Consider the following 4,086-nt stretch of genomic DNA (forward strand, 5'->3'; position numbering starts at 1 on the left):
GGGCAGCCCGGGCGGGGCGTTCGCCCGAGGCCGTCCGGCCGGGAGTGTCTGCCCGTGAGTGTCTGCCCGGGGACGTGCGCCTGGGCCGGTGGAGGAGCGGGCGCGCCTGCGGAGGCTCAGTGGGGCTGCGGGCCGCGCCGTTGCGGCAGGGTCACCACGGAGGCGTCACCGGGGCCGGCCGGGGGCAGGCCCGCGACCTGGGCGAGCAGGTCGCACCAGGAGGCCAGATGGGCGGCCGTGTCCGGGACGCCGCCCAGGCCCTCGCGCGGGGTCCAGGAGGCGCGGATCTCGATCTGCGAGGCGGAGGGGCGCGCCGCCAGCCCGCCGAAGTAGTGCGAGCTGGCCCGGGTGACGGTGCCGCTCGGCTCGCCGTACGTCAGCCCCCGGGCCTGCAGCGCTCCGGTCAGCCACGACCAGCACACCTCCGGCAGCAGCGGGTCGGCGGCCATCTCCGGCTCCAGCTCCGCCCGCACCAGCGTCACCAGGCGGAACGTCCCGCGCCAGGCGTCGTGCCCGGCCGGGTCGTGCAGCAGCACCAGACGGCCGTCGGCGAGGTCCTGCTCACCGTCGACGACCGTGGCCTCCAGCGCGTGCGCGTACGGCGCCAGGCGCTGCGGCGGCGGCACCTGCTCGACCTCCACCTGCGGCCGCAGCCGCGCGGTCCGCAACGCCTCGACGGCCGTCCGGAACGGCGACGGAACCTGATCCGTCACCTGATCCGCCCTGCTCGCACGCCCTTCCCCCTCCTTCGCGTCGTCCATTCCGCCAGCGCCGTCCGACAGTCGTCCCTGAGCCGCAGCCATGCCGGGAAGATTAAGGGGAACCGGGCCGTCGTGCAGGGCAACACACCCCGTCGCCCGCGGCGCCGGCCCCCGGTGCCCGCACACCGCGGCCGTCGCGCCGGTGGGGCCGTGCGAGACTTGCCCCGTGAGTGCCAACGACACGCCCGTCCGTCACCAGCCGCCGACCGCCACCTACGACTCCGCCTTCCTCAAGGCGTGCAGGCGTGAACCGGTGCCGCACACGCCCGTGTGGTTCATGCGGCAGGCCGGGCGCTCCCTGCCGGAGTACCGCAAGGTGCGCGAGGGCATCCCCATGCTGGAGTCCTGCATGCGCCCGGAGCTGATCACCGAGATCACGCTGCAGCCGGTGCGTCGGCACGGCGTGGACGCGGCGATCTACTTCAGCGACATCGTCGTGCCGCTGAAGGCCATCGGGGTCGGGCTCGACATCGAGCCCGGCGTCGGCCCGGTCGTCGACCGCCCGTTCCGCACCCGCGAGGACCTGGCCCGGCTGCGCGAGCTGACCCCCGAGGACGTCCCCTACGTCACCGAGGCGGTCGGCCTGCTCACCCGGGAGCTGGGCGCCACCCCGCTGATCGGCTTCGCCGGCGCGCCCTTCACCCTGGCGAGCTACCTGGTCGAGGGCGGCCCGTCGCGCACGTACGAGAACGCCAAGGCGATGATGTACGGCGACCCCGAGCTGTGGGCCGACCTGCTCGACCGCCTCGCCGACATCACGGCCGCCTTCCTGAAGGTGCAGATCGAGGCGGGCGCGAGCGCCGTGCAGCTGTTCGACTCCTGGGCCGGGGCGCTCGCCCCCGCCGACTACCGCCGCTCGGTGCTGCCGGCTTCCGCGAAGGTGTTCCAGGCCGTCGCCGGGTACGGCGTGCCGCGCATCCACCTCGGGGTCGGCACCGGCGAGCTGCTGGGCCTGATGGGCGAGGCCGGCGCGGACGTCGTCGGCGTCGACTGGCGCGTCCCGCTGGACGAGGCCGCCCGCCGCGTCGGCCCCGGCAGGGCGCTGCAGGGCAACCTGGACCCGACGGTGCTGTTCGCGCCCCGCCGGGCCGTCGAGGCCAAGACCCGCGAGGTGCTGGACGCCGCCGCGGGCCTGGAGGGCCACGTCTTCAACCTGGGTCACGGCGTCATGCCGTCCACCGACCCCGACGCCCTGACCCGGCTCGTGGAGTACGTGCACACGCAGACCGCCCGCTGACCCCGTACCGGCCGGCGCCGCCGCCCCGGCCCCGTCCTCACCAGCCCGACCAGCGCGGCCGGGCCCGCCGCCCGACCAGCAGGCCGCGCGGCTCGGGCGGGGGCGGGGTACCGGGGCGCAGCGGCAGCGCGATCAGCAGGCCGGCCACGAAGCCGACGACATGGGCCGCGTACGCCACCGTGCCCGCCTGGGCGACGCCCTCGCCGGCGGAGTAGAACGCCTGCAGCACGAACCAGAAGCCCAGCACCAGCCAGGCCGGCAACCGCAGCGGCAGGAAGATCAGGAACGGTACGAGGACCCAGACCCGGGCCCTCGGGTACAGCACCAGATAGGCGCCGAGCACGCCGGCGATCGCCCCGGACGCGCCGATCAGCGGCTGGCCGGAGTCGGCGTTGAGCAGCGCGAAACCGTATCCGGCGGCGTATCCGCAGACCACGTAGAACAGCAGGAACCGCAGGTGTCCCATGCGGTCCTCGATGTTGTTCCCGAAGATGAACAGGAACAGCATGTTGCCCAGCAGGTGCACCCAGCTGCCGTGCAGGAACATCGCGGTGAGCACCGACAGCTCGGCCGACTTGTCGTAGCCCGGCGGGCCCAGCACGCAGCCCGGCCCGTGCGGGCCGACGCCCACGGTGCCCGTCGGCACCAGTGACGGCATGCGGTGGTGGATCAGCTCGCGCGGAACCAGGGCGTAGTGCTCGGTGAACGCCTGCAGATCGCACAGCTGGGCCAGCGAGCCGCCGCCCGTCACCGACCCGGAGATGCCGGGCGTGGACAGGAACACGACGATGTTCGCGACGATCAGGGCGTACGTCACCCAAGGGGTGCGCCGCACCGGGTTCACATCATGGACCGGGATGACCACAGGGGAGTAGTGCCCCGGATGCGTGCGGTGAATCGGTGGACGCCCCCGTCCGGCCCCGCCGGCGTCCCGGCCCTCGCCCGCGCCCGGTGACGCGGCGGCCGCCCGGACGCGGCGGCCGGTGAGCGTTCAGCGCGCGCCGTCGCGGATCTTCGCGGCGGCCTTCCGGGCGGCCACCAGCACGGGGTCCCACACCGGCGAGAACGGCGGCGCGTACCCCAGGTCGAGGGCCGTCATCTGCTCCACCGTCAGCCCGGCCGTGAGCGCGACCGCCGCGACGTCGACCCGTTTGGCCGCGCCCTCCCGGCCCACGATCTGCACGCCGAGCAGGCGTCCGGTGCGGCGTTCGGCGAGCATCTTCACCGTCATGGGGGAGGCGCCCGGGTAGTAGCCCGCGCGGCTGGTGGACTCGACGGTGACGGTCTCGAACCGCAGGCCCACGCGGCGGGCGTCCTTCTCGCGCAGCCCGGTGCGGGCGATCTCCAGCTCGCACACCTTGCTCACCGCGGTGCCGACCACACCGGGGAAGGTGGCGTAGCCGCCGCCGGCGTTGGTGCCGATGATCTGGCCGTGCTTGTTGGCGTGGGTGCCCAGCGGGACGTACCGCTGCTGCCCGGAGACCAGGTCCAGGACCTCCACGCAATCCCCGCCCGCCCAGATGTTCTCGTGGCCGCGCACCCGCATCGCGCGGTCGGTGAGCAGGCCGCCGTGCGCGCCGAGCGGAAGCCCGGCCGCCCGCGCGAGCTCCGTCTGCGGGCGCACCCCGATGCCCAGCACCACCACGTCCGCCGGGTACTCGGCGTCCTCGGTGGCCACCGCCCGGACCCGTCCGTCCTCGCCGGTGAGGACCTTGGTCACCTCCGCCCCGCCGACCATGGTGATGCCGAGGCCCTCCATGGCCTCGCGCACGAGCCGGCCCATGTCGGCGTCGAGCGTCGACATCGGCTCGGCGCCCCGGTTGACGACCGTCACCTCGTAGCCCCGCTTGATCAGGGCCTCGGCCATCTCGACACCGATGTACCCGGCGCCGACCACCACGGCCCGGCGCCCCTCACGCGTGCGCGTCAGACTGTCGAGGAGCGCCTGGCCGTCGTCCAGGGTCTGCACGCCGTGCACGCCGGGCGCGTCGATGCCGGGCATGTCGGGGCGGACCGGCCGGGCCCCGGTGGCGATCACGAGTTTGTCGTACGCCGCCCAGGACTCGGCGCCGGAATCGACGTCCCGCG

4 protein-coding genes are annotated in these 4,086 nt (G+C 74.5%); 1 reads left to right on the forward strand and 3 read right to left on the reverse strand.

Features of this window, described 5'->3' with window-relative positions:
* Positions 1–116 precede the first annotated feature (116 nt).
* Positions 117–803, reverse strand: a complete 687-nt coding sequence (locus GV126_RS31120; RefSeq protein ID WP_159672869.1) for a DUF3000 domain-containing protein — start codon at positions 801–803, stop codon at positions 117–119.
* Between the two features lie 124 nt (positions 804–927).
* Between GV126_RS31120 and hemE the strand changes: the two genes are divergently transcribed.
* Complete coding sequence (hemE, locus tag GV126_RS31125; RefSeq protein WP_159672871.1) at positions 928–1,998, forward strand: uroporphyrinogen decarboxylase; 1,071 nt, start codon at positions 928–930, stop codon at positions 1,996–1,998.
* A 37-nt stretch (positions 1,999–2,035) separates the two neighbouring features.
* On the opposite strand, the gene GV126_RS31130 is transcribed toward hemE, so the two are convergent.
* Together GV126_RS31130 and GV126_RS31135 are read right to left on the reverse strand one after the other, a co-directional pair.
* On the reverse strand, positions 2,036–2,863 hold the full coding sequence (locus GV126_RS31130; RefSeq protein ID WP_159672873.1) for a rhomboid family intramembrane serine protease: 828 nt from the start codon (positions 2,861–2,863) through the stop codon (positions 2,036–2,038).
* Between the two features lie 126 nt (positions 2,864–2,989).
* The coding region (locus tag GV126_RS31135) for an FAD-dependent oxidoreductase (RefSeq protein ID WP_159672875.1) at positions 2,990–4,086 on the reverse strand (1,097 nt) is incomplete at its 5' end.

This window comes from Streptomyces mexicanus (genome assembly GCF_902506575.1).
In the GTDB taxonomy this organism is placed as follows: domain Bacteria; phylum Actinomycetota; class Actinomycetes; order Streptomycetales; family Streptomycetaceae; genus Streptomyces; species Streptomyces mexicanus.